This window comes from Streptomyces sp. PA03-3a (genome assembly GCF_033792735.1).
In the GTDB taxonomy this organism is placed as follows: Bacteria; Actinomycetota; Actinomycetes; order Streptomycetales; family Streptomycetaceae; genus Actinacidiphila.
In genome coordinates this window covers 1-22,775 of the sequence record NZ_JARAVM010000026.1, presented here as the reverse complement: position 1 = coordinate 22,775, position 22,775 = coordinate 1, and the positions used below count along the sequence as shown (strand labels likewise).

Sequence of the window (22,775 nt, the reverse complement as noted above, 5' to 3'; positions counted from 1 at the left end):
GGGGAGCGCGGGGATACTCTCTCCAGTCTCGGGACGAGTTCGCGGACCCGAGGCCTCCGGTGAGAGGGGTGCACGTGCTTGTCGTTCAAGGGGCGACCGCCACCGCTGTCGTCCGCCACCGGACCGGAGAGCCGGTGGTCCTGCTTTCCGGCGAACTCCCCGCGGTCCTCACGACGGCCGCCCTGAACGAAGTACTGAATCTGGCGGCGGCCGTCCTCACGGCCGAGGAGATGGCCCTCTTCCGCAGCTGCCTGACCGCACTGCGTTGCGGGGAGAAACTCCAGGAACGCCGTATCGAGGTCAGCGGCGCCGTCCTCACCGTCTACAGCAGTTGAGCGGCGGGGCGGGCGGAACGGAATGCGCACAGGGGTGGGCCCCCGGGAAAGTCCCCTTCCCGGGGGCCCACGTCACGGGTGGCCGGTTCAGTAGCGGTAGCGGCAGTCGCAGTCGCGGTCCAGCCAGGAGCGGCCGAACCCGAAACGGTCGTACCGCTGGTGGGCGAAGCCGTAGCCGCGGCCGTGGCCCCGGCCGCGGTCCCAGCGATCGTCCCACCTGCCGTACCCCCACAGGCGTGGCCCGCAGCGACCGCGGTCGCCGCCCCAGCGGCCGTGATCCCCGCCCCAGCGGCCGTGATCCCCGCCCCAGTTGCCGTGGCCGGCGGTCCGGTAGTGGCCGGACGCGGAATGGGACGGGGCGGCCGATGCCGTCGCCGTCATCGGGACCGCCATGGCGACCGTGGCCAGTGCTGCCGTTGCGGCAGCGCGAACGAATTTTCTCACCGCATTTCTCCTCAAACTCGGTGAATTGCCGGATGGCCCGCCAGACGTTACTCGGGACTTGTGCGGCATTCAGCCCGCCGATCGGGCCAGGGCGGCCGAACGGGCGACGGCCCGTCATGACCCCGATGTGCCGGGAAAACCGCCTCTGAGCTTTGGCGGTGAATATTCCGTGACCTCTCCGGACGGGCCCGGAAAACACTCTCCAGGGTGATCCGCATTCGGCATGTCGCCCGTGTCGGGCGTTTTTGGAAATGCCCCGGGAAATGCAGTCAAAAGAATCGGAATTCGGATCGGGTCAACTGCTGTAGACGGTGAGGACGGCGCCGCTGACCTCGATACGGCGTTCCTGGAGTTTCTCCCCGCAACGCAGTGCGGTCAGGCAGCTGCGGAAGAGGGCCATCTCCTCGGCCGTGAGGACGGCCGCCGCCAGATTCAGTACTTCGTTCAGGGCGGCCGTCGTGAGGACCGCGGGGAGTTCGCCGGAAAGCAGGACCACCGGCTCTCCGGTCCGGTGGCGGACGACAGCGGTGGCGGTCGCCCCTTGAACGACAAGCACGTGCACCCCTCTCACCGGAGGCCTGGTGGGCCCAGGCGCCTCGGGGATCGAGAGGATAGCCACCGGTTCGTCGTGCTTCGCCCCCTCTGCCGGGACTTCCCCACATCGGGCAGGGGGCGGATTGACCCGTTCGAGTGATATCGGGTGAGCGGGGCCGGCTGGCCGCGACGCCTTCGCCAGGGCCCTCACCTGTCGTTTCCCTTGCGAGCCAGCCCTGTTGACGGTCAGTCATGAACCCGAGTCGCTTGCCGGGGCCGGAGTGCCCGGCTACTGTCCAACGCCGTCAGACAGATCGTCCGGTGTGGATGGACGGGTTCTGGGACCCGGTCCCTGTCCGCACCCTCGTCCGAAGGATCCCCGAATGCTCGACATGCGTGAGCTGGACACCGAGTCCGCGGAGCTGCTGCCCGGCCGTGAGGCCCTGGGCAAGCTCAAGTTCAGCTTCGTCAAGACCACGCACGTGACCAAGCACGTCGCCCACGTGGACGCCCACAACGAGTCGCTCGCGGCCAACGAGTGGTCGCCGTACGCGGTCGCCCAGTCGCAGGCCACCCAGGCCATCAACATCCGCCAGTAGTCCGCGGCCCACCTCCTTCCGCATACCGAGAAAGGTATCCCTCCCATGAACATGGACCAGCTCGACGCCGAGTCCGCGGAGCTGCTGCCCGGCCGTGAGGCCCTGGGCAAGCTCAAGTTCAGCTTCGTCAAGACCACGCACGTGACCAAGAACATCGCGCACGTCGACGCCCACAACGAGTCGCTCGCGGCGAACCAGTTCTCCCCGTTCGCGGTCGCCCAGTCCGAGGCCACCCAGGCCATCAACATCCGCCAGTAACAACACCCGTACGTGTGCGGACCGCGCCCGTCGTGGCGCGGTCCGTCTCGGGAGGAAGAGCAGGACGGTGACGGAAAGTCACATTGCTCAGGGCCCCGGTCCCACGGGGACGGCGGTGTACGGCGCGGACGTGATCGAACCCGCCCCCTTCGACACGGGCTTCCCCGTCCCGCGACTGGGCGCTGGCCTGCAACTCCTCGGCGAGTACAAGGGTTCGGGGACCACCGAACCCCGGTACATCGTCCGCCGGGGGGACGGGCAGGTCGTGCAGCTGAGCCGGCTGCTGTACCTGGTCGCCCGCGCCATCGACGGGCGGCGCGACACGGAGACCATCTCCCACCGGGTGAGCGGGCGCTTCGGCCGCGAGGTCAGCGCCGAGAACGTGCACTACCTGATCGAGAACAAGCTCCAGCCGCTGGGTGTCACCGTCCCCTTCGGCCAGGAGGACGACGAGGTCACCGGGCCCACCGCGGACCTCCTGCTCGTCCTCAAGGGCCACCGCGTCATCTTCCGCGAGCGGCAGGTCGCCCGGATCGCCCGCTCCCTGGCCTGGCTGCACCGTCCCCTGGTGGTGGCCCTGGTGCTCGCGACGGCGGTCGCCATGGAGATCTGGCTGTTCGCCCTGCACGGGGCGATGACCCCGGTGCTGCAGGTGCTGGAGCAGCCGGTGCTCATGCTGGTGGTGTTCGCGCTGACCGTCGCCTCGCTCGTCTTCCACGAGTTCGGGCACGCCTCCGCCTGCCGCTACGGCGGGGCCCGCCCCGGGGCCATCGGCTGCGGCATCTTCCTGATCTGGCCGTCGATGTACACCGACGTCACCGACGTCTACCGGATCGGCAGGGGCGGGCGCATGCGCACGGACCTGGGCGGTGTCTACTTCAACGTCGTCTTCATACTGGCCCTGGCCGGCGGCTACTTCGTCACCGGGCAGTCCTTCTTCCTCGCCGCCATCTACCTGGCGCACTTCGAGATCATCGAGCAGCTGATGCCGGCCGTCCGGCTGGACGGCTACTACATCCTCGGCGACCTCGCCGGCGTCCCGGACCTCTTCGGCAAGATCAAGCCGATCCTGCGCAGCATGCTGCCGGGCCGCCCGGTGCCGCCCGAGGTCTCCGACCTCAAGCGCTCCGCCCGGATCATCGTCACCGTCTGGGTGCTGACGATGGTGCCCCTGCTGCTCGCCGAGCTCGGCTATGTGCTGTGGAACCTGCCGCGCCTGCTCGAGACGAGCCTGCGGTCCCTGGCCGAGCAGCTGACCGGGACCGGCTCCGCCTTCGCCGACGGCCAGTTCGCCGCCGGGGCGGTCGGGGTCATCGGCAGCCTCATGCTGCTCTTCCCGCTGGCCGGTGCGGCGTACCTGTCGGTGCGCCTCGGAGGCCGGCTCGTCCGCCACGTCGTCCGCGCCACGGAGGGGAATCTCCGGCTGAGGCTCCTCATCGGCGGAGCCACGCTGGCCGGAGCTGCGGCGCTGTGCGCCGCGTGGGTGGGCGGGGTGACCCCCAAGCCGCTGCCGCCGCAGCCGCCGATCGCCCCCATCCTGCAACCGGGGGTGCCCGAGATCCGGCCCCCGCGCCCCGTCGCCCCCGCTCCGCTGCCGAGCCTCACCACACCCCCGGTGACCGTGGCCGCGGCCGAGCCGTCGACGAGCGGTCCCTCGGCCTCACCCTCGGAGTCCGGTTCGGCCGACGCCTCCGCGTCAGCGAGCGGCAGTCCCTCCCCGGCCAGGTCGCCGAGCCCCCGGCCGACGCGCAGCGAACCGGAGCCGAGCAGCACCCGGACCACGGCCACGGCGGGGCCGAGCCCGTCCGCGAGTTCTCCGACCGCCTCGCCGTCGGACTCCGCGACGCCCTCGGAGCCCCCCGTCCCGAGCTTCACCGTGTCCTTCCCCGCGCCCCTGCCCACCTGACGCGGGCCGACGCTCTCCCTCCCACCGATATTCCTTCCATCCGTACAGGAGAAGTCCGTGACGCACCGAAAGCCCCGTACCAGCACGGTGGGCCGCCAGGCCGTCCGGCTGGGCATGCTGACCACCGCCGGCCTCGTCGCCCTCGCCACCGCGGCCCCGGCCGGCGCGGCACCGGGGTCGCGCATCCCCCGCAGCGTGGGCGCCGTCGTCGACGAGGCGCACACCCTCGCCAACCGGGCGCACCCGGTCCAGTACGACGAGGAGTTCTCGATCCACCAGTTCGGGCCGCTCGTCGCCGCCGCCGCGCACAACCGGGCGGTCGCCGCCTCCGTCGGCTGCTCGCCCTCCCGGCCGTGCCGTTCGATCGCCCTCTCCTTCCAGATCGTCACCACCTCCGGTGTCGACCTGCGCAGGATCAACGCCACGAACATCAGCCGGGCCGTCAACCAGCACTGCACCGGATGCCAGACCTTCGCGGGCGCCTACCAGTTCATCGTGGCGACCCCGCGGCCGCTCACGCTGAGCGCCCGTGACCGGAACCGGCTCGCCGACATCCGGCGCAGGGTGGCCGAGCTGAGGCGGTGCGGCGACCCGGTGCCGGAGATCGAGCGCCGCGCGGACGCCCTCGCCGCCGAGGTCAGGGCCGTCCTCGACCGGGCCGCGGCGGCGGTGCCGGCCGGAGCCGGCGCCAGCCCGCTGCGGGAGTTCCGGCCCACCGTGACCATGCACCGCCACGTCAGCTGACGCCCCCACCGCTTCCGGGCCGGGGGCGCGTCCCTCACCTCCCCAAACCCCCAGACGCGTCCCCGGCCCGGGACCACGACCGGCCTTCGGAGGCATGAAGTGCCCAGACGATACCCGCCCGAGCTGCGCCGCCAGGCCCTCGACCTGCTGGTCGCCGGCGAGCCCGTGAAGAAGGTCGCCCTGGACCTCGGCCTCGGGGACCAGACGATCTACCAGTGGCGGCGCACGCACCTGCCGCACCTGGGCAGGCCGCGGCGCTCGCCGGTGGGCGCCGCCGAGCTGAACGCGGCGCGCAGGCGCATCACCGAACTGGAGACCGAACTCGCCGTGCACCGAAGGGTGACAGAACTGCTGCGCGATGTGGTGTCCCCAAAAGGCGATTCGAGGCCGTGCAGGTGATGGCCGGGGAAGGTCTCCCGATCCGGACCGCGACGCGCGTCCTCGGCATCTCCGAATCGGGGTACTTCACCTGGCGCGGCCGGCCTCCCTCGGCCCGCTCCACCCGGCACCTGTGGCTGACCGACCTCATCGCCGCCATCCACTCCGCCTCGCGCGGCACCTTCGGGTACCGGCGCATCCACGAGGAGCTCACCCTGCGGCACGGCGTCACCGTCAGCCACGGCACCGTGGAGCTGCTCATGCGGCGCGCCGGGCTGCAGGGCCGCCCCGGCGTGCCCGACCGGCTCTGGGTGACGGACGCCGTCGAACTCGCCACCGGCCAGGGCCGACTGCTCTGCGTGATCGTGCTCGACGCCCACGCCCGCCGGCTGATGGGGTGGAGTACCGGCTCCGCACCGGCCGCCGCCGTGGCGGCGGACGCCCTGAGCAGGGCGGTGCTGCGGCAATCCGTCCACCCCGGGCCCCGGCCCGAGGGGCGCTTCACCACGCTCGTCTTCACCGAACGCGCCCACGCCCGGGGGCTGGCACCCCCCACCGGTCTGGTCGCCGACCGGAACGACCACGCCGTGATCGGAGCCTTCTGGGCCCGGGCACGGACCGAACTCCTGGACCACCGCGAATGGCACAGCCGGCTCGACCTCACCACAGCCCTGTCCGACTACTTCGAGGGAATCCGAGCATGACCGTGGACCGACCGACGCCCCCGCTGCCGATCTCCTACCTGCTGCGCTCCCAGATCCGACCGGGTCAGACCCTGCCGCCCACCCAGGCGCACCAGGTCATGCTGCACTGCGCCCTCGACGCCGCCGGCGTCCCGGTCCGCCGCGACGACGCGGACGCGGTCGCCAGGATCGCCGAACTCGACTACGCCACCGTCAACGCGGTCATCGCGTGGTTGCGCGTCATCAGACCGGCGGCGTGCTGAATGTCCGGGACCACATCTCCGGGGCGCCTGCTGCCACGCCTCGCGTACGGTCGCGCACTGCTCGGAGCGCTGACGGCGCACCGCCTCGACCGGCCGCGGGCCGAGCCGATGACCTCGCTGTGCGGCCTGGACCGGAGCGGCTTCCTGCACCGCTGCCGCAGCGCGGGCGGCCTAGGGGCTGCGGAGGAGGGATTCGACGAGGGCGGTGACGTGTCGGCGGTCGGCTTCGGAGAGCTGCTGGACGCTGGCGATGAGGGTGGCGACCTCGGGGTCGGGGGTGGTGCCGGTGCCGTCCTCGACGTACAGGTGGATCCCGCAGGCCTCGGCCGCGGCCCGGCGCACCGCCTCCAACGGCAGCTCCAGGCCCCGTGACAGGCCCTCCAGCGTGGACTGCTGCGGCATCCGGGTCACCCGCGCGGTCGTGGCCAGGTGATGCACCGTCGACCGCGGGACACCACCGCGCCGTGCCACCTCGCCGTACGACCAGCCCCGCTGCTCCAGCCGGCGCTTGATCAGTTCCTGCAGTGCGTTCACCACGGGATGGATTCTTCCTGCTAGCACGTCGGTTGACCCGTCCGAGTGAGGCCGAGTCTACAGCGGCCCCACCCACCCGGCCCGGACCCACACCCCCTCACCTGCACCTTCACCCCGGGTCCCGGGAGCGGTTCCGCCACGGGGGCGAGTCCATCAAAACCGGGTCGCCCCGCACACGGACTTCCGCGGTTTTGCCCCCGCTCTTCCGCAGCGCGTGCGTCGGCGCGCGCGGGAGCGCGAGTGACGGCTCGGGACGGCGCGCCGGTACTCCGCGGAAGCGCCCCCCGGGCCGTCACTTGCCTCCGGCCCGGGGGCGCATACGACCGCGCCCGGTCCGGGACGGCCCTTGCGGGGCCGCCCGGACCGGGCGCGTATCGCCGACGGCAGGTCAGGCCTTCTTCGTCTCCTGGAAGATGGCGTCGATCTGGTCGATCAGGTCGAGCAGCTTCTGGCCGGTCGCCGGGTCGGTCGAGGCCTTGGCGGCGCTGCCCGCCTTCAGCGCGTCGTTGAAGAGCTGGTGCAGCTGCGGGTACTTCTCGAAGTGCGGGGCCTTGAAGTAGTCGCTCCACAGCACCGACAGGTGGTGCTTGACGAGCTCCGCGCGCTGCTCCTTGATGACGATGGCGCGGGCCCGGAAGTGCGGGTCCTCGTTGGCCTGGTACTTCTCCTGGACCGCCTTGACGGACTGCGCCTCGATGCGGGCCTGGGCCGGGTCGTAGACACCGCAGGGCAGGTCGCAGTGAGCGCTGACCTTGACCTTGGGCGCGAACAGGCGAGCGAGCATGACTGTCCTTCCTCGTGATCGTCTTTCCACCAGGGAGATTACTCCCCTGTCGAGTGGTTTTCTCGGGTGCCCCTTGGTGCTTAGGACAAAAGTCTGGTGTCACCCTGAGGCTGATGGAGGATGGAGAGGGAGGCCGAGCATGCGCGAGGCTTGGGCCGGGCAGAGGAGGAGCGTGCCGTACCAGCTGGTCGAGGTGACAGGGCCGTCGATGGTGCCGACGCTGCGGAACGGCGACTGGCTGCTGGTGCAGCACGTCAGGAGCGCCGCCGAGGTCCGCGAGGGTGACGTGGTGGTGCTGCGCCATCCGCTCCAGCAGGACCTGCTGATCGTCAAACGCGCCGTGGAGCGGCGCGAGGGCGGCTGGTGGGTGCTGGGTGACAACACCTTCGTGGAGAACGACAGCAGGGAGTTCGGCACCGTCCCGGACGAGCTGGTGCTCGCCCGGGGGCGGGGGCGCTTCCGGCCGCCGCGCGAGGTTCAGCGCTCGGTGGCGGGTGTGGCGGGCTGGCTGGCGTCCTGCGTCAGGCCGCTCAGGGCCGACCGCTCGTTCTCCAGGCGCTTGCGGGCGCGGTAGGCCGCGACGTTGGCGCGGGTCGCGCAGCGGTCCGAGCAGTAACGGCGGGACCGGTTGGTCGAGGTGTCGATGTAGGCGTTGCGGCACGTGGTGGCCTGGCAGATGCCGAGCCGGTCGACGCCGAGGTCGGTGAGCTGGAAGGCCAGGCCCATGCAGGCCGTCGCGGCGTACGAGGCGGTCGCCGTGGCCGCGTGCTCCGCGAGGTGCATGTGCCAGTCGGGCCGGCCGCTCTCGTCGAGGAACTCGTGGCCGGAGACCTGGGGGCTGACCGGGAACTCCAGCAGCAGCGCGTTCAGCAGGTCGACGGCGCGTACCTCGTCGCCCTCGGAGGCGGCCTCGAAGACGCCGCGCAGCCGGGTGCGGACGGTGCGCAGCCGCTGCACGTCGGCGTCGCCCGCGCGGCCCGCGGCCAGGCTGGACGGACCGAACAGTTCGCGTACGGCGACGACCGAGGTCAGATTGTCGATGCCGCGTTCGGGCTCCTCGCTGTTCACCAGGCGCACGGCGTAGTCGGAGTAATAGGCGAGTTCCACTTGTAGTCCTTACGCGTGCGCTCTAAGGTCGGTAATGACTGCTCTTGCTCTAAGGGTATTACGACTGGAGGGGAACCGTATGTCCGACACCACCGCGGCGGAGACCGACTGGCAGGCCTGGCAGGACAGCTGGGACCGGCAGCAGGAGTGGTACCTGCCGGACCGGGAGGAACGGTTCCGGGTCATGCTCGACATGGTGGAGGCGCTGGCCGGCCCCGAGCCCCGCGTGCTGGACCTGGCCTGCGGCACCGGCAGCATCTCCGACCGGCTGCTGCGGCGCTTCCCGGGGGCCCGCTCGACCGGCGTCGACCTCGACCCGGCGCTGCTGACGATCGCCCGCGGCCACTTCGCCGGCGAGCACAGGATCGAGTTCGTCACCGCCGACCTGCGCGACCCCCACTGGCCGAGCGCGCTGCCGTACGACTCGTACGACGCCGTGCTGACCGCGACCGCCCTGCACTGGCTGAAGCCCGGGCCGCTGAAGGCCCTGTACGGGACGCTGGCCGGCCTGCTGCGCGACGGCGGGGTCTTCCTCAACGCCAACCACATGCCCGACGCCTCGACGCCGCGGCTCAACGCGGCCGTGCGCGAGCTGGACCGGGCCCGCCGCGAGCGGCAGCGGGCGGCGGGCGTGCTGGACTGGGAGCAGTGGTGGGCCACCGCCAAGGCCGACCCGGTGCTGGCCGGTCCCACCGAGGAGCGGTTCGTGATCTACGGCTCCCACGCCGACGGCGACGAGCTGCCCCCGGCCTGGCACGCCACGGCCCTGCGGGAGGCGGGCTTCGGGGAGGCGCGGGAGGTCTGGCGTTCGGTGTCGGATGCGATCGTCCTCGGGCTGAAGTGATCCGTACCCCGTCGCGGGGGAACGCGTGAGGGGCGGCGCCGACGGCGCCGCCCCTCACGCACGCGCGTTCAGAGGACCTTGGAGAGGAAGGCCTTGGTGCGGTCGTGCTGCGGGTCGGTGAGCACGTCGCGCGGGTGGCCGGTCTCGACGACGACGCCGTCGTCCATGAAGACCAGGGCGTCGCCGACCTCGCGGGCGAAGCCCATCTCGTGGGTGACCACGATCATCGTCATGCCGTCCTCGGCGAGGCCCCGCATGACGTCCAGGACGTCGCCCACCAGCTCGGGGTCGAGCGCGGAGGTGGGCTCGTCGAAGAGCATCAGCTTGGGCTCCATCGCCAGCGCGCGGGCGATGGCCACCCGCTGCTGCTGGCCGCCGGAGAGCTGGGCGGGGTAGTGCCCGGCCTTGTCGCGCAGGCCGACCCGGTCCAGCAGGGCCAGCGCCCGCTCGCGGGCCACCGCCTTGGCCTCCTTCTTCACCCGCACCGGGGCCTCGATCACGTTCTCGATCGCGGTCATGTGCGGGAAGAGGTTGAAGCGCTGGAAGACCATGCCGATGTCGCGGCGCTTGGCGGCGACCTCGCGGTCCTTGAGCTCGTAGAGCTTGTCGCCCTTCTGCCGGTAGCCGACCAGCTCGCCGTCGACCGAGAGCCGGCCGCTGCTGATCTTCTCCAGGTGGTTGATGCACCGCAGGAAGGTGGACTTGCCCGAGCCCGACGGGCCGATCAGGCAGAACACCTCACGCGGGGCGACCTCCAGGTCGATGCCCTTGAGGATGTGGGCCAGGCCGAAGTGCTTGTGCACCGCCTCGGCCTTGACCATCGGGTGGGCGCCGGTGCCCTTGCTGAAGTCGGTCATCGTGCCACCTCCGGGCGGCGGAAGGTGCCCAGGTTCTGCTTGATCCGCTGCCACGGGGTGGGCGGCAGGTTGCGGGTCGTCCCACGGGCGTAGCGGCGCTCCAGGTAGTACTGGCCGACCGAGAACACCGAGGTGAGGACCAGGTACCAGACCGCGGCGAGGAAGAGCATCTCCACGGTGGCACCGGTGGTGTTGCCGATGTCGGTGGTGGAGCGCAGCAGTTCGGCGTACTGGGCGGCCTGCGCGGCCAGCGACGAGGTCTTCAGCATGTTGATGAACTCGTTGCCGGTCGGCGGGACGATCACCCGCATCGCCTGCGGCAGCACCACACGGCGCAGGTTCTGGCCCTGGGTCATGCCCAGCGCGTGCGACGCCTCGGTCTGGCCCTCGTCGACGGACTGGATGCCCGCGCGCACGATCTCGGACATGTAGGCGGCCTCGTTCAGACCCAGGCCGAGTAGCGCGGCCATGAAGGGGGTCATGAACTGGTTCATCTCGTCCTTGTAGAAGCCGAGATTGATGACCGGGAAGATCAGCGCCAGGTTGAACCAGATCAGCAGCTGGACGTAGACCGGGGTGCCGCGGAAGAACCAGATGTAGCCCCAGGCCACCGAGGAGGTCACGGGGTTCTTGGACAGCCGCATCACCGCGAGGACGATGCCCAGGCCCAGGCCCAGCGCCATCGACACCACGGTGATGACGACCGTGTTCCGCAGGCCCTTGAGGACCGCGGAGTCGAACAGGAAGTCCGGGATCGCCCCGTAGTTCACGTTCGCGCTGGCGAACGCGTTGACCAGCAGGCCGAGCACGGCGAGCACCAGGATCGCCGAGATCCAGCGACCGTAGTGCCGGACGGGGATCGCCTTGATGGCCTCCGGGCGGGAGGCGGCGGCGGGCGGGGTCCCGGCCGGGGTGCCGGCCGGGACCTTGTCATTCGCTTCGGACATGGAGGAAAGCCTCTTGCTGTCGTGACTCAGGAGCCGCCGTTGATCTTGGCCTCGGTGACGGCACCGTCGGTGACGCCCCACTTCTCCAGGACCTTGGTGTAGGAGCCGTCCTTGATGACGGCGGTCAGCGCGGCCTGCAGCGCGTCGCGCAGCTCGGTGTTGGTCTTGGCGACCGCGATGCCGTACGGGCCGGCCTCGACCTGCTCGCCCGCGAGCTCGAAGTCGTTGCCGCCGCCGGAGGTCTTCACCGCGTACGCGGCGACCGGGAAGTCGGAGACGTCGGCGACGACGCCGCCGGCCTTCAGGCGGGTCTGGGCCTCGGTGTCGGTGTCGAAGGCCTGGATCGACATCGGCTTGTCGCACTTCTGGGCCTTGAGCAGGTCCTGCGAGGTGGTGCCGCGCTGCACGGCGACCTTCTTGCCGCACAGGTCCGCGAGGGACTTGACGCCCTCGGGGTTGCCCTTCTTCACGATGATCGAGGAGCCCGCGGTGAAGTAGTCCACGAAGTCGACGCCCTCGCCGACCTTCTTGCCGGTGGAGGAGTCGACGCCCTCCTGGCGGTCCTTCGTGTCGCTCATCGCGGACATGACCATGTCGTAGCGCTTGGCGCGCAGACCGGTCAGCAGGGTGTCGAAGGTGCCGTTGTTGAACTCGACCTTCACACCGAGCTGCTTGGCCATGGCGTCGGCCAGGTCGGGGTCGATGCCGACGTTCTTGCCGTCCTTGACGAACTCCACCGGCGGGTACGCGATGTCCGAGCCCACCTTGAGCACGCCCGCCGACTGCACCGACTTCGGAAGCTTGGCGAAGAGGGGCGCCTTGGACGCGTCGCTCGAAGCGGACGGGGAGCCGCCCTTCTCCGTCTGGTCGCCGCAGCCGGTGAGGGCAAGGGCACCGGCGACCGCGATCGCCGCGACCGCGGCGAAGCGGCTCGTCACGGTCGAGCGACGGGTGGTACGTGCGGTCATGCTGGTTCCTCCTGCGGGAGTCCTGGGAGCAGGCGATTTTCCGGGCACACGCGTTCGGGTGTCGCGTACGCGTGTGATCTCCGCATCTTGCCATCCGGACACGTCCTCATGGGGGTCCGGATGTGTCAAAATCGCATAACGGGCGATCCCCTGGCCCCCACCAGGCCGGTACACCAAGGCCGGATCGTGGTGGGGCCGTGCTGCAAAGTTGCGTGCATCACTTTCCTTGTCCCGCTATTCGGACGACTTGTTGCGTTGTGCGCAGAAGGTCCCGATGTGCGAAGCCGTGGTGCGGCGAACAGACTCGTCAGCGGAATCCGTCTTCCGGTACAACGGACCCTCACCCCTCACCGGGGGCCCCTCGGCGTGCGTGCGGCGCGCCCGGCCTCCGTCGCGCCCGGGACCACTCGAGTCCGGGTGTGCGGAAGCCAAGCCCACCCACCCCCTGTTGTAGGGGGTAGTACCCTCATAGACAATTCGGACAAAGGGGTCAACAGTGGCAGCGGAGATTGTCAATCCTCGCACCGACAGCACCGACAGCACCGAACACGCGGAGAGCACCGACGGCGACGGCCCGGACAGCCCCGTGGACCCGGTGTTCGCCCTCCACCGCGGCGGCAAGATGGAGGTGACCGCGACCGTCCCGGTCCGGAACGCCGACGACCTGTCGCTCGCCTACACACCGGGTGTCGCCCGGGTGTGCACCGCCATCGCCGAGCAGCCCGAGCTGGTCCACGACTACACGTGGAAGTCCCAGGTCGTCGCGGTGGTCACGGACGGCACGGCGGTGCTGGGCCTCGGTGACATCGGCCCGGAGGCGTCGCTGCCGGTGATGGAGGGCAAGGCGATCCTGTTCAAGCAGTTCGGCGGTGTGGACGCGGTCCCGATCGCGCTCGCCACCACCGACGTGGACGAGATCGTCGACACCGTCGTGCGCCTCGCCCCGTCCTTCGGCGGGGTGAACCTCGAGGACATCTCCGCCCCCCGCTGCTTCGAGATCGAGCGCAAGCTGCAGGAGCGCCTGGACATCCCGGTCTTCCACGACGACCAGCACGGCACGGCCGTCGTCACGCTCGCCGCGCTGCGCAACGCCACCCGGCTGACCGGCCGCGCGCTGGGCGAACTGCGCGCGGTGATCTCCGGGGCCGGCGCCGCCGGCGTCGCCATCGCCAAGATCCTCGTCGAGGCCGGCATCGGCGACGTCGCCGTCACCGACCGCAAGGGCGTGGTGCACGCTGGTCGCCAGGACCTGAACGCCGCCAAGCGCGAGCTCGCCACGTACACCAACCGGGCCGCGCTCACCGGCACCCTGGAGGAGGCGCTCGCGGGCGCCGACGTCTTCATCGGCGTCTCCGGCGGCACCGTGCCGGAGGAGGCCGTCGCCACCATGGCCAAGGGCTGCTTCATCTTCGCGATGGCCAACCCCACCCCGGAGATCCACCCCGAGGTGGCGCACCGGTACGCGGCCGTCGTCGCCACCGGGCGCAGCGACTTCCCGAACCAGATCAACAACGTGCTCGCCTTCCCCGGCATCTTCTCGGGGGCGCTGCAGGTGCGGGCCTCCCGCATCACCGAGGGCATGAAGATCGCCGCCGCCGAGGCGCTGGCCGCGGTCGTGGACGGCGAGCTGTCCGCCGACTGCGTGATCCCCTCGCCGTTCGACGAGCGCGTGGCCCCCGCCGTCTCCGCCGCCGTGGCCGCGGCCGCCCGGGCCGAGGGCGTCGCGCGCCGCTGAGCGCCGCGGCACGCCCGTTGACCACGCCGTCGCGCGGCGCGGTGCCCGCCGGTCGGAGGCACCGCGCCGCGCGGCGCGTGTCACATCCCCGCGCGGTTACGCCGGGGCGCCGTGCGGCGCTAGCGTCAAGGTCATGTTCGCTGCCTACGCTGCCCGAATCGACCGCGACCAGCCGCTGAACGGCCTCGAACTCGGGGAGCGCCCCGAGCCGGAGGCACGGCCCGGCTGGAGCACCGTCACCGTCAAGGCCGCCTCCCTCAACCACCACGACCTGTGGTCGCTGCGCGGGGTGGGGCTCGGCGAGGAGAGCCTGCCGATGATCCTCGGCTGCGACGCCGCCGGGATCGACGAGCACGGCAACGAGGTCGTCGTCTTTCCCGTCGTCGGCCTGAGCGGGCACGGCGTCGGCCCCGACGAGCCGCGCAGCATCCTCACCGAGAAGTACCAGGGCACCTTCGCCGAGAAGGTCTCCGTACCCACCTGGAACCTGGTGCCCAAGCCGAAGGAGCTGTCCTTCGAGGAGGCCGCCTGCCTGCCCACCGCTTGGCTGACCGCCTACCGGATGCTCTTCACCAACGCGGGTGTGCGCCCCGGCGACTCCGTACTCGTCCAGGGCGCCGGCGGCGGTGTCGCCACGGCCGCCATCGTGCTGGCCAAGGCCGCGGGCCTGCGGGTCTTCGCCACCAGCCGCGACGAGGCCAAGCGCAAGCGCGCCGAGGACCTCGGCGCCGACGCCGCTTTCGAGCCGGGCGCCCGGCTGCCGCAGCGTGTGGACGCGGTCATCGAGACCGTCGGCGCCGCGACCTGGTCCCACTCGGTCAAGTCGCTGCGCCCCGGCGGCACGCTGGTGATCTCCGGCGCCACCTCGGGGCCGAACCCGAAGGCCGCGGAGCTGAACCGGATCTTCTTCCTGGAGCTCAAGGTCGTCGGTTCGACCATGGGCACCAAGGACGAGCTGGCGGACCTGCTGAGCTTCTGCGCGCTCACCGGGGTGCGGCCCGTCGTCGACACGGTCCTGCCGCTGGACCGCGCCCGCGAGGGCTTCGCCAAGATGGCGGACGGCGACCTGTTCGGGAAGGTCGTCCTGACCGTCTGAGGCCCGGCGCTACGGGCGTTCGTCCCACCGGGTGAGGAAGCCGCACGTCAGTGTGAACAGCAGGACGGCGGCGCCGAGGGCGTCGCCGTCCGTCACAGAGAAGGCGGTCGTCAGGGCCGCCAGGGCGGCGGCGACACCGACGCACGCCTGCCCCGAGCCCCACAGGGCCGGGCGTAGCACGCGCCGTGCGCGGAGGCCGAGCACGCGACCGGTGACGAGGGCGAGCACGCCCGAGAGGACGGCCCACAGCGCGAGGAGGCGCAGCAGGGCCGAGAACGCGATCTTCAGGGGTCGATCGTGCTCCCGCGCGTGCCTCGGCGCCAGAGGGGAGTGGAGGGCCTCGGCCGTCACGGCGCCCGCGCCCCGGGCCGGGCGCCGTGAGCCGGCGTCAGGGGCCCGGGGCGGGCGGTGGGGCCTTCGCCGGTCCGGGCTCCGCGGTCAGTCCCGGTCCTTGCGCCCGCCGCGCAGCACGACGCCGATGTGGGCCGCCGCCGTGGACAGATGGCGGCGCACCTCGCGCAGCTGCTCGGCGTCCACGCCGTTGTCGCGGGCGGCGTCGCGCACGTCGTCACGGAAGCGGTCCAGCAGGCGTTCCAGGTCGCGGGCCGGGTCCTCGGTCACGGCGGCCTCCTCCGCACCCCACTCGGGCGTCTGCGCCGGTTCCGGCTTCACATACGGCGGCCAGGTGGACGTACGGCCGAACTGGCCCAGCTCCCGGGTGAGTTCCGCCAGCCCCTCGCGGACGCCGGTCTGCCAGTCGCCGCGCCGGACGTGGTCCTGGACCTCCTCGTGGACGCGGCGCGCGATGCGCTGCACCTCGTCCCGGGCTGCGTCCTGGGCCTCGCGCGCGGCGCGCTTGGCGGTGCGGGCCTCCTCGCGGGCCTGCCGGATCTCCTCCTTCGAGCGGCGCATCTGCTCCTTCCAGTCCGCCGGGGAGGACTTGGGCTGGTTGCGCGAGGCCTGCTGGGCGGCCGCCCGGATCTCGCGCCGCAGGTCGCCCGCCGCGCCGCGCACGTCCTCGCGGATCTCGGCGGCGAGCGTGGACACGGAGTCGCGGATCTCGTTCTCCAGATCGGCGATCTCGTCGCTGCGGGAGGCGAGTTCGGCGCGGCCCGCGTCGGTGATCGAGTACACCTTGCGGCCGCCCTCGGTGGAGTGGGTGACCAGGCCCTCCTTCTCCAGCTTGGCCAGCCGCGGGTAGACGGTGCCGGCGGAGGGGGCGTACAGCCCGTGGAAGCGCTCCTCCAGCAGCCGGATCACCTCGTAGCCGTGGCGGGGTGCCTCGTCCAGCAGCTTGAGCAGGTAGAGGCGGAGCCGGCCGTGGGCGAAGACGGGGGCCATCTCAGACGTCCTTCCGGAACGGGTCCGTGTCCGCGGGTCCGTGGTCCTGCTGCGGCGGGCGGCGCAGCAGCGCGATCGCGCCCGACACCGTGGTGGCCTTCAGCCGGGAGCCACCGGATCCCATCCGGCCGGAGATCCGCTTGGCCCCCCACTGCCCGCTGACCCGCAGCTCGTCGAAGGCGCAGGAGACGTCACCGCTGGTGGTGTTGGCGTCCACCTCGGCGTCTCCGGGGTCGGGGATGCGGATCGCGATCTCCCCGGAGACGGAGGTCAGCCGGACGTCGGCCCCGCTGCGCGGGTCCAGGTCGAGCACCATGTTGCCGCTGACGGAGTCGGCCTTGACGGTGGCGCCGCTGCCCTCGACCACGGTCAGGTCGCCGGAGACGGTGTTGACCCGCAGATCGCCGGAGACCGCCTGGGCCTCCACGTTCCCCGCGACCGTCTCGGCGGTCACCGGGCCGGCCTGGCCGACGAGCGTGATGTCGCCGTTGACGCCCCGCACGGCGGTGCGGTCGGAGATCCCGGAGACCACGGCGCTGGCCCCGACCACGCCGACCGACACGTTGGTGCGCTGCGGGACTGCGAGCGAGACGACGGCGTGCCGCCGCCAGCCCTTGCGGTCGAGCCACTTGAGCAGGCCCTTCCACGGCAGGTCCTCGTAGGTGACGGTGAGTGTGCCGCCCTCGTGCGAGACGATCAGCGGCGGGCCGTCGAGCTCGCTCACCTCCAGCCGCGCCGGGCCCTCGTCGACGCCGACCACGTTGACGGCGCCGTTGACGACCCGGACGTGCAGAGTGTCGACGCTCCCGTCGAAGACCATCTTGTGCGGCTCGGTGACCGTCCACTCCCGTGAGCCGGGGGTTCCGCTCATTTCGCCCCTCCTTGGGGTCACCCGGGCGCACCGGGGCAACGACGACAACGCAACATATCGCGTCTCTCCGAGAGACACGATATATCGCGTGGATCGGAAGTCAAGGGAGCGCCGTGCGCGCCCGGCGGCGGCCCGCAGCGGATCGCCGCCTCCGTACGGCCGGTTGTACGGCGTACGGGTGAGCTCCTTCCCGCCGGACGCGACGTCGTGCGCGCCGTGACCGGCCGCACGGGGCACCGGATGATGTGCTCGACCCCCATGCGCCCCACCGCTCCGTCCGCCACCGTCCTGCTCCTCACGGGCCTCGCCCTCGCCGCCTGCGGCACCCGTGCCGACAGCGGCGCGCCCGCCGCCGAGGTGAGCCCCGCGCCCGCCCGGGTGGGCGCCTGCACGGCCGGCACGACCGCCGTGCGCTTCGTGGCCGCGGCCGTCCACGCGACCGCCTCGCAGCCCGCGGTCGCCCGGGTCGAGGTCACCAACACCTCGGGCGCCCCCTGCACGCTGACCGGCGCCACGCGCCTCACCGCGAGGGACGACCAGGGCAAGGCCGCACCCGTCGAGACCGACAACTCCGCCGCCGGCACCGGGGCCGTCGACCTCCGCCCCCGCGCCACGGCCGTCGCCGACGTCGGGTACACCGACCTCAACTTCGAGGGCACCGCCTCGGCACGCGAGGTCTGCCCCGTCCAGGCCTCCCGGGTGGAGATCGCGCTCCCCGGCGACGTGGCCCGTACCGTCGAGGTCACCGGGGCCGACGGCGCCCCGGCCGTCTTCAGCGTCTGCGGCGACGGGGTCCGGTTCGGCGCCTTCCGCGCCTGAACCCGGCGGTCCCGCCGCTCGCGGCTACTCGTCCTCGTCGTCGTCCAGCCGGGCCAGCCACGTCGCCAGCCGCTCCACCGGGATCTCGAACTCCGGGTTGAGGTCGACGAACTCCCGCAGCCGCTCGGCGAGCCACTCGAAGGTGACCTCCTCCTCGCCGCGCCGGTTCGCCAGTTCCTCGATGCCGCGGTCGGTGAAGTACAAGGGGTGCTCCGGAACACTCGGTCGGACGTTTCGCCCGGTCAGGATAGGCGGAATCGGGATTCTCCCGCGCAATGGCCCGCACGGCGATCACCTCATCATGCGACATCGCTTGCGGCGGAGGGTTCGACGGGGGAGCGAGCGCGGCCGATCCGGCCGCCGGACGGCACGGAGATATCGCGGTCGACCTCGGCCGGGCCGTCGTCGTCCGCGACGTGGGGCGCCGTGGCGCCCCTACCTCCGCTGAGAGCGCGCCGGCAGCGGCTCACCGGCGCGGACCGGTCGCAGCCACCGCGCATGGCGCAGGTGGGGAGCGTGCTCGCCCGGCGCGAGATCGACGCGGGGGTCGACAGGGCGGTGCCGGTGCTCTGTCTCCCCGTCGGCGACGGCTGCGTCGCCGCCGGGGTCGCCCCGGACAGCGGCCGCGCGGTGGCGGTGCGGCGGTCCGACTGCCATCCCCCGGAGCGGTGCGTCGAGGACTGCGACGTCTGTTGCGCCCGCATAGCCGCACTCCTCGCCCCGCCCGGGACCGCGGCCGGCGGTGGGTACGTGAACTCCCGCAGCATTTCCACGAGTTGAGGATCGCACTCGGCCCCGAACACCCGCACACGGTGTCCGTGCGCCGCTGTGCACGGCCCTACTGGGACTTCGAACCACAGCCCATCTGACCCCGCGCAAGGGCAGGGGCCCCGCACTCGGTGAGTGCGGGGCCCCTCCACGTGGTGTCGCTCAGCGGTGCCTCAGAGCTCGAAGACCTCGTGCACCAGCTGCTCCTGCTCCTGCTGGTGCCGCTTGGCCGAACCGACCGCCGGCGACGAGGAGGACGGACGCGAGACACGACGCAGCCGGTCGGCGTTGTCGGGCGCGGCGCCGAGCACCAGGTCGAGGTGGTCGATCAGGTTGAGGGCGATGAACGGCCAGGCACCCTGGTTGGCCGGCTCGTCCTGGGCCCAGACGTACTTCTGGGCCTTGGTGAACGGGGCCAGGGCGGCCTGGATCTCCAGACCCGGCAGCGGGTAGAGGCGCTCGATGCGGATGAGGGCGGTGTCGAAGGCACCGCGCTTCTCGCGCTCGGCGACGAGGTCGTAGTAGACCTTGCCGGAGCAGAAGACGACCTTGCGGACGTCCTCGGGCCTGCCGGCCCCGGAGGCGAAGTGCGGGTCGTCGATGACCGGCTGGAACTGGCCGGAGGTGAACTCCTCCGTCCGCGAGGTCGCCGCCTTCAGGCGCAGCATCGACTTCGGGGTGAAGACGATGAGCGGCTTGTGGTGCGGGTTGTGGACCTGCCACCGCAGGAGGTGGAAGTAGTTCGCCGGGGTGGTCGGGACCGCGACCGTCATGTTGTTCTGCGCGCACAGCTGCAGGAAGCGCTCGATGCGGGCGGAGGAGTGGTCCGGGCCCTGGCCCTCGTAGCCGTGCGGCAGCAGCAGGGTGACGCCGGAGGTCTGGCCCCACTTCTGCTCGGCCGAGCTGATGAACTCGTCGACGACGGTCTGCGCGCCGTTGACGAAGTCGCCGAACTGGGCCTCCCAGGCCACCAGCGCGTCCGGGCGGGCCAGCGAGTAGCCGTACTCGAAGCCCATCGCCGCGTACTCGCTGAGCAGCGAGTCGTAGACGTTGTAGCGGGCCTGGTCCTCGGACAGGTACAGCAGCGGGGTGTAGTCCTCGCCGGTCTCCCGGTCGACCAGGACGGCGTGCCGCTGGCCGAAGGTGCCGCGGCGGGAGTCCTGGCCGGCGAGGCGGACCGGGGTGCCCTCCATCAGCAGGGAGCCGATGGCGAGGGTCTCGCCCATGGCCCAGTCGATGGTGTCGTCCTCGACCATGGCCGCGCGGCGCTGCAGCTGCGGCATCAGACGCGGGTGGACGGTGATCCGCTCCGGGATGTTGACCTGCGAGGCGGCGATCCGCTTCACGGTCTCCTGGCTGATCGCGGTGCCCACCGGGACGGGGAACTCGGGACCGGCGGCCTGGGTCTCCTCCTGCTGCGAGGCGGCCGGCGCGGTCGCCTCGCGGACCTCGGTGAAGACCTTCTCCAGCTGGCCCTGGTAGTCCTGCAGGACCTGCTCGGCCTCCTCCAGGGTGATGTCGCCGCGACCGATGAGGGACTCGGTGTAGAGCTTGCGCACCGAGCGCTTCTTGTCGATCAGGTCGTACATCAGCGGCTGGGTGAAGGACGGGTTGTCGGCCTCGTTGTGACCGCGGCGGCGGTAGCAGATGAGGTCGATGACGACGTCCTTGTTGAACGCCTGGCGGAACTCGAAGGCGAGCCGCGCGACGCGGACCACGGCCTCCGGGTCGTCGCCGTTCACGTGGAAGATCGGCGCCTCGATCATGCGCGCGACGTCGGTGCTGTACATCGACGAGCGCGAGGACTCCGGGGCGGCGGTGAAGCCGACCTGGTTGTTGATCACCACGTGCACGGTGCCGCCGGTGCGGTAGCCGCGCAGCTGCGACATGTTCAGGGTCTCCGCCACGACGCCCTGGCCGGCGAAGGCCGCGTCGCCGTGGAGCACGACCGGCATGACGGTGAAGTCCGTGCCGCCCTTGCCGATGACGTCCTGCTTGGCGCGGGCGATGCCCTCGACGATCGGGTCGACCGCCTCCAGGTGCGAGGGGTTGGCGGCCAGCGAGACGGTGATCTGCTCGCCGTCCAGACCGGTGAAGGTGCCCTGGGCGCCCAGGTGGTACTTCACGTCGCCGGAGCCGTGCATCGACTTCGGGTCGAGGTTGCCCTCGAACTCGCGGAAGATCTGCGCGTACGACTTGCCGACGATGTTGGCGAGCACGTTGAGCCGGCCGCGGTGGGCCATGCCGATGACGACCTCGTCCAGACGCGACTCGGCGGCCGCGTCGATGACGGCGTCGAGCAGCGGGATGACGGACTCGCCGCCCTCCAGCGAGAAGCGCTTCTGGCCGACGTACTTGGTCTGCAGGAAGGTCTCGAAGGCCTCGGCGGCGTTCAGGCGGCGCAGGATGCGCAGCTGCTCGTCGCGCTCGGGCTTGGTGTGCGAGCGCTCGACGCGGTCCTGGATCCACTTGCGCTGCAGCGGGTCCTGGATGTGCATGAACTCGATGCCGACGGTGCGGCAGTACGAGTCGCGCAGCACGCCGAGGATGTCGCGCAGCTTCATCAGCGACTTGCCGGCGAAGCCGCCGACGGCGAAGTCGCGCTCCAGGTCCCACAGGGTGAGCCCGTGCTCGGTGATGTCCAGGTCGGGGTGCTTGCGCTGCTTGTACTCCAGCGGGTCGGTGTCGGCCATGACGTGGCCGCGGACCCGGTAGGAGTGGATCAGCTCGAAGACGCGGGCGGCCTTGGTGACGTCGTCGTCGTGGCTGGCGTCGATGTCCTTGAGCCAGCGGACCGGCTCGTAGGGGATGCGCAGCGCCTTGAAGATGTCGTCGAAGAAGTTGTTCTCGCCCAGCAGCAGCTGGTTCATGATGCGCAGGAACTCGCCGGACGCGGCACCCTGGATGACCCGGTGGTCGTAGGTGCTGGTCAGCGTCATGACCTTGGAGATGCCCAGCTTGTTCAGGGTGTCCTGGGAGGTGCCCTGGAACTCGGCGGGGTAGTCCATCGAGCCGACGCCGAGGATCACCGACTGGCCGGGCATCAGGCGCGGCACCGAGTGGACGGTGCCGATGCCGCCGGGGTTGGTCAGCGAGACGGTCACACCGGAGAAGTCGTCCATCGTCAGCTTGCCGACGCGGGCGCGGCGGACGATGTCCTCGTAGGCCTGCCAGAACTCGAAGAAGTTGAGGGTCTCGGCCTTCTTGATGGCCGCGACGACCAGCTGGCGGTCGCCGTTGGGCTTGACCAGGTCGATGGCGAGGCCCAGGTTGACGTGGTCGGGCTTGACCAGTGTCGGCTTGCCGTCCTTCTCCGCGAACGACCAGTTCATCGCGGGCATGATCTTCAGCGCCTGCACCATGGCGTAGCCGATGATGTGGGTGAAGGAGACCTTGCCGCCACGGGCGCGCTTGAGGTGGTTGTTGATGACGATGCGGTTGTCGAACAGCAGCTTCACCGGGATGGCGCGCACGGACGTGGCCGTGGGCAGCTCCAGCGAGGCGTTCATGTTCTTCGCCACGGCCGCGGACGGGCCGCGCAGCGTCACGTACTCCGGGCCCTTGGGCGCCTCGGTGGCAGGGGCGGCCTTCGCGGCCGGCTGCGGCTGTGCCGGGGTGGGCTTCTCGGCGACGGGCTTCGCCGGAGCCGGGGCCTGGGCGGCGGGCGCGACCGGCGCGGGGGCCGGGGCCTGGGCGGCCGGGTTCTTGCGGAGTTGCGTCGCGCGCCGTTTCATCCCGGTCGGGGTGATCTTCGCCGCCTTGGCGTCGCTCTCCAGCTGGCGCAGCGTCTTGGGGTCGAGTTTCTTGCCGCGGCTTCCGTCGATCCAGCGCTGCACCGTGCGGGGGTTCAGGTTGTAGGCCTGCGCCATCTTCGCGGTGTTCCCGCCGAACAGGTTGTCGCGGACCATGGCGGCCTGCGCGCTGACTGCTTTGGGCACCCGGGGCGAGAAGAACTTGCCC

Annotated in this window: 27 protein-coding genes; 14 read left to right on the top strand and 13 right to left on the bottom strand. The window is 71.2% G+C overall.

The features are described from left to right. Positions 1–134 precede the first annotated feature (134 nt). Positions 135–335: a hypothetical protein gene (locus tag PV342_RS27940; RefSeq protein ID WP_386997563.1), complete on the top strand. Its 201-nt coding sequence runs from the start codon at positions 135–137 to the stop codon at positions 333–335. An 87-nt stretch (positions 336–422) separates the two neighbouring features. Here the strand turns inward: PV342_RS27940 and PV342_RS27935 are convergent, their stop codons facing one another. Both PV342_RS27935 and PV342_RS27930 read right to left on the bottom strand, forming a co-directional pair. Further along, a complete protein-coding gene (locus PV342_RS27935; protein WP_392616397.1) occupies positions 423–779 on the bottom strand; it encodes a hypothetical protein in 357 nt (118 codons plus the stop codon). 295 nt (positions 780–1,074) lie between these two features. Further along, on the bottom strand, positions 1,075–1,275 hold the full coding sequence (locus PV342_RS27930) for a hypothetical protein (RefSeq protein WP_386997563.1): 201 nt from the start codon (positions 1,273–1,275) through the stop codon (positions 1,075–1,077). A gap of 421 nt (positions 1,276–1,696) precedes the next feature. Between PV342_RS27930 and PV342_RS27925 the strand changes: the two genes are divergently transcribed. The 7 genes from PV342_RS27925 to PV342_RS27895 all read left to right on the top strand — a co-directional run bounded on the left by PV342_RS27925 (position 1,697) and on the right by PV342_RS27895 (position 6,144). Then, positions 1,697–1,912 (top strand): hypothetical protein, encoded by a 216-nt coding sequence (locus tag PV342_RS27925; protein WP_018563645.1) that lies wholly within the window; start codon positions 1,697–1,699, stop codon positions 1,910–1,912. A gap of 45 nt (positions 1,913–1,957) precedes the next feature. Further along, positions 1,958–2,170, top strand: a complete 213-nt coding sequence (locus PV342_RS27920) for a hypothetical protein (RefSeq protein WP_018563646.1) — start codon at positions 1,958–1,960, stop codon at positions 2,168–2,170. A gap of 130 nt (positions 2,171–2,300) precedes the next feature. After that, on the top strand, positions 2,301–4,076 hold the full coding sequence (locus PV342_RS27915; protein ID WP_500319072.1) for a zinc metalloprotease: 1,776 nt from the start codon (positions 2,301–2,303) through the stop codon (positions 4,074–4,076). 57 nt (positions 4,077–4,133) lie between these two features. Beyond that, positions 4,134–4,820, top strand: a complete 687-nt coding sequence (locus PV342_RS27910) for a hypothetical protein (RefSeq protein ID WP_400805586.1) — start codon at positions 4,134–4,136, stop codon at positions 4,818–4,820. A 99-nt stretch (positions 4,821–4,919) separates the two neighbouring features. Beyond that, positions 4,920–5,219: a transposase gene (locus tag PV342_RS27905; protein ID WP_018563642.1), complete on the top strand. Its 300-nt coding sequence runs from the start codon at positions 4,920–4,922 to the stop codon at positions 5,217–5,219. Further along, positions 5,219–5,902 carry an IS3 family transposase gene (locus tag PV342_RS27900; protein ID WP_386997578.1) on the top strand — a complete coding sequence of 228 codons (684 nt, stop codon included), beginning with the start codon at positions 5,219–5,221 and terminating at the stop codon, positions 5,900–5,902. Before PV342_RS27905 ends, PV342_RS27900 begins: the two co-directional genes overlap by 1 nt. Beyond that, positions 5,899–6,144, top strand: a complete 246-nt coding sequence (locus tag PV342_RS27895) for a hypothetical protein (RefSeq protein WP_386997558.1) — start codon at positions 5,899–5,901, stop codon at positions 6,142–6,144. The genes PV342_RS27900 and PV342_RS27895 overlap by 4 nt, the downstream gene beginning before the upstream one ends. A gap of 171 nt (positions 6,145–6,315) precedes the next feature. Here the strand turns inward: PV342_RS27895 and PV342_RS27890 are convergent, their stop codons facing one another. Together PV342_RS27890 and sodN are read right to left on the bottom strand one after the other, a co-directional pair. Continuing rightward, entirely contained in the window at positions 6,316–6,681 is a 366-nt protein-coding gene (locus PV342_RS27890; RefSeq protein ID WP_391580724.1) for a helix-turn-helix domain-containing protein, read from the bottom strand. Positions 6,682–7,066: 385 nt separating this feature from the next. Next, positions 7,067–7,462: a superoxide dismutase, Ni gene (sodN, locus tag PV342_RS27885; protein WP_018563636.1), complete on the bottom strand. Its 396-nt coding sequence runs from the start codon at positions 7,460–7,462 to the stop codon at positions 7,067–7,069. A gap of 139 nt (positions 7,463–7,601) precedes the next feature. Here sodN and sodX point away from each other — a divergent pair, with 139 nt between their 5' ends. Next, entirely contained in the window at positions 7,602–8,036 is a 435-nt protein-coding gene (gene sodX, locus PV342_RS27880; protein ID WP_078620231.1) for a nickel-type superoxide dismutase maturation protease, read from the top strand. Here the strand turns inward: sodX and PV342_RS27875 are convergent. Continuing rightward, positions 7,940–8,569 (bottom strand): CGNR zinc finger domain-containing protein, encoded by a 630-nt coding sequence (locus tag PV342_RS27875; RefSeq protein ID WP_400805589.1) that lies wholly within the window; start codon positions 8,567–8,569, stop codon positions 7,940–7,942. The two genes, sodX and PV342_RS27875, sit on opposite strands and share 97 nt — an antisense overlap. A gap of 79 nt (positions 8,570–8,648) precedes the next feature. Between PV342_RS27875 and PV342_RS27870 the strand changes: the two genes are divergently transcribed. After that, positions 8,649–9,413 (top strand): class I SAM-dependent methyltransferase, encoded by a 765-nt coding sequence (locus PV342_RS27870; RefSeq protein WP_500319068.1) that lies wholly within the window; start codon positions 8,649–8,651, stop codon positions 9,411–9,413. A gap of 68 nt (positions 9,414–9,481) precedes the next feature. Here PV342_RS27870 and PV342_RS27865 read toward each other — a convergent pair whose 3' ends face one another. Genes PV342_RS27865 through PV342_RS27855 form a run of 3 tightly spaced genes read right to left on the bottom strand, consistent with a single transcriptional unit; the run spans position 9,482 to position 12,185 of the window. Then, on the bottom strand, positions 9,482–10,270 hold the full coding sequence (locus PV342_RS27865; protein WP_018563633.1) for an amino acid ABC transporter ATP-binding protein: 789 nt from the start codon (positions 10,268–10,270) through the stop codon (positions 9,482–9,484). Beyond that, entirely contained in the window at positions 10,267–11,217 is a 951-nt protein-coding gene (locus PV342_RS27860; protein ID WP_329185761.1) for an amino acid ABC transporter permease, read from the bottom strand. Before PV342_RS27860 ends, PV342_RS27865 begins: the two co-directional genes overlap by 4 nt. A 26-nt stretch (positions 11,218–11,243) precedes the next feature. Continuing rightward, positions 11,244–12,185 carry an ABC transporter substrate-binding protein gene (locus tag PV342_RS27855; protein WP_018563631.1) on the bottom strand — a complete coding sequence of 314 codons (942 nt, stop codon included), beginning with the start codon at positions 12,183–12,185 and terminating at the stop codon, positions 11,244–11,246. A 496-nt stretch (positions 12,186–12,681) separates the two neighbouring features. Here PV342_RS27855 and PV342_RS27850 point away from each other — a divergent pair, with 496 nt between their 5' ends. Together PV342_RS27850 and PV342_RS27845 are read left to right on the top strand one after the other, a co-directional pair. Next, positions 12,682–13,920 carry an NAD(P)-dependent malic enzyme gene (locus PV342_RS27850; RefSeq protein ID WP_500319065.1) on the top strand — a complete coding sequence of 413 codons (1,239 nt, stop codon included), beginning with the start codon at positions 12,682–12,684 and terminating at the stop codon, positions 13,918–13,920. Between the two features lie 133 nt (positions 13,921–14,053). Beyond that, complete coding sequence (locus PV342_RS27845) at positions 14,054–15,016, top strand: zinc-binding dehydrogenase (RefSeq protein ID WP_018563629.1); 963 nt, start codon at positions 14,054–14,056, stop codon at positions 15,014–15,016. Positions 15,017–15,025: 9 nt separating this feature from the next. Here the strand turns inward: PV342_RS27845 and PV342_RS27840 are convergent, their stop codons facing one another. From PV342_RS27840 to PV342_RS27830, 3 genes are all read right to left on the bottom strand, one after another. Beyond that, complete coding sequence (locus PV342_RS27840; RefSeq protein ID WP_400805595.1) at positions 15,026–15,367, bottom strand: hypothetical protein; 342 nt, start codon at positions 15,365–15,367, stop codon at positions 15,026–15,028. 87 nt (positions 15,368–15,454) lie between these two features. Further along, complete coding sequence (locus PV342_RS27835) at positions 15,455–16,357, bottom strand: PadR family transcriptional regulator (protein WP_018563627.1); 903 nt, start codon at positions 16,355–16,357, stop codon at positions 15,455–15,457. A 1-nt stretch (position 16,358) separates the two neighbouring features. Next, on the bottom strand, positions 16,359–17,228 hold the full coding sequence (locus PV342_RS27830; protein ID WP_018563626.1) for a DUF4097 family beta strand repeat-containing protein: 870 nt from the start codon (positions 17,226–17,228) through the stop codon (positions 16,359–16,361). A 258-nt stretch (positions 17,229–17,486) separates the two neighbouring features. Here PV342_RS27830 and PV342_RS27825 point away from each other — a divergent pair, with 258 nt between their 5' ends. Next, positions 17,487–18,047, top strand: coding sequence for a DUF4232 domain-containing protein (locus tag PV342_RS27825; RefSeq protein WP_500319062.1), 561 nt, complete (start codon positions 17,487–17,489; stop codon positions 18,045–18,047). A 24-nt stretch (positions 18,048–18,071) separates the two neighbouring features. Here the strand turns inward: PV342_RS27825 and PV342_RS27820 are convergent, their stop codons facing one another. Then, entirely contained in the window at positions 18,072–18,251 is a 180-nt protein-coding gene (locus PV342_RS27820; RefSeq protein ID WP_018563624.1) for a DUF6104 family protein, read from the bottom strand. Positions 18,252–18,545: 294 nt separating this feature from the next. Between PV342_RS27820 and PV342_RS27815 the strand changes: the two genes are divergently transcribed. Further along, entirely contained in the window at positions 18,546–18,827 is a 282-nt protein-coding gene (locus PV342_RS27815; RefSeq protein WP_500319060.1) for a hypothetical protein, read from the top strand. A gap of 161 nt (positions 18,828–18,988) precedes the next feature. Here the strand turns inward: PV342_RS27815 and PV342_RS27810 are convergent, their stop codons facing one another. Further along, positions 18,989–22,723, bottom strand: a complete 3,735-nt coding sequence (locus PV342_RS27810) for a multifunctional oxoglutarate decarboxylase/oxoglutarate dehydrogenase thiamine pyrophosphate-binding subunit/dihydrolipoyllysine-residue succinyltransferase subunit (RefSeq protein WP_500319133.1) — start codon at positions 22,721–22,723, stop codon at positions 18,989–18,991. Positions 22,724–22,775: the final 52 nt, after the last annotated feature.